This window comes from Streptomyces novaecaesareae, assembly GCF_000716875.1.
GTDB classification, from domain to species: Bacteria; Actinomycetota; Actinomycetes; order Streptomycetales; family Streptomycetaceae; genus Kitasatospora; species Kitasatospora novaecaesareae.
Genome location: NZ_JNWQ01000160.1, coordinates 1 through 5,422, shown reverse-complemented (window position 1 = coordinate 5,422; position 5,422 = coordinate 1). Strand labels below are relative to the sequence as shown.

Genomic DNA, 5,422 nt, shown 5'->3' with positions numbered 1-5,422 from the left:
GACTGCGGGGCGGTGCCCGAGGGGGTGGGGGCCGGGGTGCCGGTGGCGGAGAGTTCGGTGCGGACGCGGGCGGCCCAGGGGTGGGCGGCGAGGCGGTCGAAGGTCTCCAGGGCGGCGCGCAGGTGGGGGCGGGCGTCGGTGCGGCGGCGGGTGCGGCGCAGCCATTCGCCGTAGAGGAGGGCGGTGCGGGCCTGCTCGAAGGGGCGGTGGGCCGTTTCGTGCAGGTGGAGGGCGGCGCGGTAGGCGGATTCGGCGAGTTCGTCGGGGCCGAGCAGGGCTTGGCAGCGCAGTCGGAGGGCTTCGGCCCACGGGCGGTCGGCGGCGGCCGTCCAGCGGGCGAAGCGCTCGTACGGTTCGGTGGCGCGTTCGGGGGTGCCGAGGCGGACGGCGGCCTCGACCAGGTCGGGGACGGCCCGGGTGGCGCTGACGTGGTGCCGGTGCGGGCCGGTGGTGAGGGTGTGGAGGCGGTCGGCGGCGTCGCCGGCGCGGCCGTGGCCGAGGTCGAGCAGGGCGAGCGCCCACTGGGCCCAGGGGAGGCCGGCGGCGGGGGCGGCGGTCTGCGGGCCGGTGGTGGCGAGGGCGGTGGCGGCGAGTTCGGTGCAGTGGTCGGTGCGGCCGTCGAGTGCGGCCAGGTGGGCGAGCAGCGCGGCGAGTTGGCTGACCCACTGGTGCTGGCCGGTGTCCCGGGCGAGGCCGAGGGCCTCGGTGGCGGTGACTTCGGCGTCGCGGTGGCGGCCGTGGAAGAGTTCGGCTTCGGCGAGGAAGAACTGCAGGGTGGGCATCACGCCGAGGGTGCCCTTGGCACGGGCTTCGGCGACCAGTTCGGCGCCGAGTTCGGCGGTCTCCTCGTCGCGGCCGAGGATCAGGGCGGCTCCGCACAGCTGGACCAGGTCGACGGGGCTCTCGGCGCCGGCCCGGCGGGCGGCGTCGGCGACGTCCCGGACGGGGGGCAGCGGCGCTGCGGGCCGGCCGAGGGCCGGGAGGACGGCGGCGGGCAGGTGGCGGGCGAGCGGGGCGAGGGGGTGGCCGTCGGCGAGCGGGAGGGCCGCGAGGCGGTCGAGGACGGCGATGACCGGTTCCTCGCCCGCGTACCAGGCGGTGTGGAAGGCCTGGAACAGCATCCGGGCAGCGTGCGTCGGATCGATTCCGGTGCCGGCCGCGTCGAGCAGCAGCCGGTAGGCGGTCGGGTAGGAGCCGCGCCAGAAGTGCGCGGTGGCCCGGACCTGGTCGAGCAGGGCGTGCGCCAGGGCGTTGTCGGTACGGGCGGCGGCTTCGTCGGCGAGCGCTTCGGCCCGTACCAACTCGCCTTCCTCGGTGGCGGATTCGGCGGCCAGGACGAGTCGGCGGGTGGCGGTGTCGCGGTCGGGGCTGAGCCGGGCGGCGCGTTCGTACGCGGCGGCGCCGCCGCGGCCGCCCCGCCGTTCGGCGCGGACGGCGGTGCGCTCCAGCGCGTCGGCGAGGTCGGCGTCGGGGGCGGTGGTGGCCAGGGCGAGGTGCCAGGTGCGGCGGTCGCCTTCCGGCAGGGCGTCGGCGACGGCCCGGTGGACGGTCGACTTCTGGTGGTGCGGCGCTCGTTGGACGATCGCCGAGCGCAGCAGGGGGTGCCGGAAGGCGATCCGGCGCTCGCCGGTGACCGTCACCAGGCCCGACTCCTCGGCGGGGGCGAGGTGTTCGGCGGTGATGCCGAGCGCGGCCGCGGCGGGCAGGACGACGTCGAGTTCGCCGCTCTCCTCGGCGGCGGCGACGAGGAGCAGGGTCTGGGTCGCCGCGGGCAGGCCGGTGACCTGGCCGTGGAAGGCGATCAGCAGTCGGCTGGTGAGCGGGAGGCCGCCCGGAGCGGGGGCCTGCGGCCCTGCGGTGACCGGGAGTTCGGTGAGCGCCAGCGGGTTGCCGGCCGCCTCGGCGAGCAGCCGGTCGCGGACGGCGGCGGGCAGCTCGGAGCCGGCCCGCCGGGCCAGCAGCCGGGTGGCGTCGGCCTGGTCGAGGGCGGTCACCACCAGCTCGGGGAGGCCCAGCCGGGGCTCCGCCGAAGCTCCGGCTCCGGCACCTCCTCCGGGCCCGGCACCTCCTCCGGACCCGGTACGGGAGGCGAGCAGCAGCGCCACCCCCTCGGCCTGGAGCCGTCGGGCGGCGAGCAGCAGCGCGTCCGACGAGGCCCGATCCAGCCACTGCACGTCATCCAGGACGCACAACAGCGGCTGGTCGGTGGCGAGTTCGGCGAGCAGGCCGAGCGTGGCGAGCCCGACCAGCAGCCGGTCGGCCGGCCGGCCGGGGGACTCCCCGCCGTCGGCCAGCCCGAACGCCGCCTCCAGGGCCCGCCGTTGCGGCCCGGGCAGGACGTCCAGCCGGTCCAGGCCCGGCGCGAGCAGCAGGCTCAGCCCGGCGTACGGCAGCTCGGCCTCGTACTCGACGCCCGCCGCCCGGATCACCCGGAACGCCTCCCCCGCCCGCGCGACGGCGTCGTCCAGCAGCGCGGTCTTGCCGATACCGGCCTCGCCGCGGAGCAGCAGGACACCGCTACGACCCGCCCGCGCCGCGTCCAACAGCCCGACCACGGCGGCCTGTTCGTTTTCCCTCCCGTACAGCATGGCCCCGACCCTACCCACCCACGCCCCGGCGTCCCAGCGCCCCAGCACCCCAGCACCCCAGCGCGAACCCCGACAGGAGAAGGGCATCGGCACCCCCCGCCCGGACCTACGTACACCCATGCCTATGCGTGACGGATTCGCCGCCACCCGCCCGTCCGTACCTTTGTGAGCACCGGGGCACGACGAACCGGCCAACAACCAACCGGAACACGGGAGATGACGATGACCGAGATCACCACCGCCGCCCTCCAGCAGCTCGCCGAGCGCTACCTCGCGGTGTGGAACGAGACCGACCCGGCGGCCCGCCGCAAGCTGATCGACGAGGTGTGGGCCGAGGACGGCCGCTACACCGACCCGCTGGCGGCGGTCGCCGGCCGGGACGCGATCGACGCGCTGATCGGTGCGGCGCAGGCGCAGTTCCCGGGGCTGCAGTTCACCCTCGGCCCGGTGGACGCGCACCACGACATCGCCCGCTTCACCTGGAACCTCGGCCCGGCCGGCGCCGAGCCGGTGGTGATCGGCTTCGACGTGCTGGCGGCCACCCCGGACGGCCGGATCGGCGCGGTGTACGGCTTCCTCGACCGCGTGCCGGGCGCCTGAGGCCCACGGGTCGCGAGCCACGGACCACGAGCCACGGACCACGGCCCGCCCGAACCGTCCGCGGACACCCCCGCACCCCCTTCGCGGACACCCCCGCCCACCGGGCGGGTGGGCCCAGCCCCACCCGCCCCGTTCCATTCCCTCCCCCCGATCAGGTTGGATGGTCGGATGAGCGAGGAGAAGAGCGCCGTACCGGCGTGGGAGCAGCGGTTCAGGGCGGCCAGGGTGTCGCTGCCCGACTGGGCGGAGGACGCCCCCGACCGGGCGCTGTACGTGTCCAACGCGACCGGCACCTACGAGGTCTACGCCTGGGACCGCGCCACCGGCGCCCACCGCCGGGTCACCGACCGCCCGAACGGCACCACCGACGCCGAGCTGTCCCCCGACGGCGCCTGGGTCTGGTGGTTCGACGACAACGACGGCGACGAGTTCGGCGTCTGGCGCCGCCAGCCGTTCGCGGGCGGCCCGGACGAGGAGGCCGTGCCCGGCCTCGCCCCCTCCTACTCGGCCGGCCTGGCCCTCGGCCGGGACGGCTCCGTCGTCGTCGGCCGCTCCACCGACGAGGACGGCACCACCCTCCACCTGCGCCGCCCCGGCGCCGCCGAGCCGGTCGAGATCTACCGGCACGCCGAGTACGGCGGCATCGGCGACCTCAGCCACGACGGCACGCTGCTCGCCATCGACCACACCGAGCACGGCGACGCGATGCACTCCGCGATCCGGGTCGTCCGCATCAAGGCCGACAGCGCCGACCGCACCGACAGCACCGACAGCACCATCGCCGTCGAGACCGTCGCCGAACTGGACGAGGTCACCGGCCGGGACGAGCCCCGCGGCGTCGCCTGCCTCGGCTTCGCCCCGGTCGAGGGCGACACCCGCCTGCTGGTCGCCCACCAGCGCACCGGCCGCTGGGAGCCGATGATCTGGGACGTCGCCACCGGCGCCGAGACCGCGCTGCCGCTGCGCGACCAGCAGGGCCGCGAGCTGCCCGGCGACGTCTCCGCGCAGTGGCGCCCCGGCGCCGAGGAGCTGCTGGTGGAGCACGAGTACGAGGCGCGCAGCGAGCTCTTCTCGTACGCGCTCGCGGACGGCCGGCTCACCCGCCTGGACACCCCGCGCGGCACCGTCGGCGGCGCCACCGCCCGTCCGGACGGCACCGTCGAGTACCTGTGGTCCTCCGCGGCCGAGCCGTCCGCCGTCCGCTCCACCGCGGGGACGGTCGTGCTGCGGGCGCCCGGCGCGGTGCCGCCCGGGTCGGTCCCGGTCGAGGACGTCTGGGTGGACGGGCCGGGCGGGCGGGTGCACGCCCTCGTGCAGCGGCCGGCCGGGACCAGGCCGGAGGACGGCCCGGTCCCAACCGTGTTCGAGATCCACGGCGGCCCGACCCACCACGACAGCGACTCCTTCGCGGCCGGCCCGGCCGCCTGGCTGGACCACGGCTTCGCGGTGGTCCGGGTCAACTACCGCGGCTCGACCGGCTACGGCCAGGCCTGGACCGACGCCCTGCACGAGCGGGTCGGCCTGATCGAGCTGGAGGACATCGCGGCGGTCCGCGAGTGGGCGGTCGCCAGCGGCCTCGCCGACCCGCGCCGGCTGGTGCTCACCGGCGGCAGCTGGGGCGGCTACCTGACCCTGCTCGGCCTCGGCGTCCAGCGCGACGCCTGGGCGCTCGGCGTCGCCGCCGTGCCGGTCGCGGACTACCCCACCGCGTACGCCGACGAGATGGAGGCGCTCAAGTCGCTGGACCGCACGCTCTTCGGCGGCACCCCGGAGGAGGTCCCGGAGCGCTTCGCCGCGTCCTCGCCGCTGACCTACGTCGAGCGGGTGCGGGTGCCGGTGTACATCAGCGCCGGGGTCAACGACCCGCGCTGCCCGATCCGGCAGATCGAGAACTACGTCGAGCGCCTGGAGCAGCTCGGCAAGCCGCACGAGGTGTACCGGTACGACGCCGGGCACGGGTCGCTGGTGGTGGAGGAGCGGATCAAGCAGCTGCGGCTGGAGATCGACTTCGTCCGGCGGCACCTGGCCGCGGCCGTGGGCGACGAGGACGGGGAGTCGGCGTGAGACGGGTGCTGATACTCGCGGGGGCGGTGGTGGCCGGGGCCCTGGTACTCACCGGCTGCTCCGGATCGCACAGTGACAACGCCGCCTGCCCGCCCCCGGCCGGCCCGCCGGTGCCGACTCCGCCGGCCGCCAGGCCGACCGTACCCACCGCGCCCGCCGCACCCACCACC

General features: G+C 76.5%; 3 protein-coding genes. 2 read left to right on the top strand and 1 reads right to left on the bottom strand.

Going from position 1 to position 5,422, the window contains the following annotated elements; genetic code table 11:
- On the bottom strand, positions 1–2,588 hold a 2,588-nt coding region (locus OP86_RS31990; RefSeq protein ID WP_033334340.1), incomplete at its 3' end, for an ATP-binding protein.
- A 222-nt stretch (positions 2,589–2,810) separates the two neighbouring features.
- Between OP86_RS31990 and OP86_RS31985 the strand changes: the two genes are divergently transcribed.
- Positions 2,811–3,188: a nuclear transport factor 2 family protein gene (locus OP86_RS31985; protein WP_030259211.1), complete on the top strand. Its 378-nt coding sequence runs from the start codon at positions 2,811–2,813 to the stop codon at positions 3,186–3,188.
- A gap of 168 nt (positions 3,189–3,356) precedes the next feature.
- On the top strand, positions 3,357–5,252 hold the full coding sequence (locus tag OP86_RS31980; RefSeq protein ID WP_030060025.1) for a S9 family peptidase: 1,896 nt from the start codon (positions 3,357–3,359) through the stop codon (positions 5,250–5,252).
- The last annotated feature ends 170 nt before the right edge of the window (positions 5,253–5,422 follow it).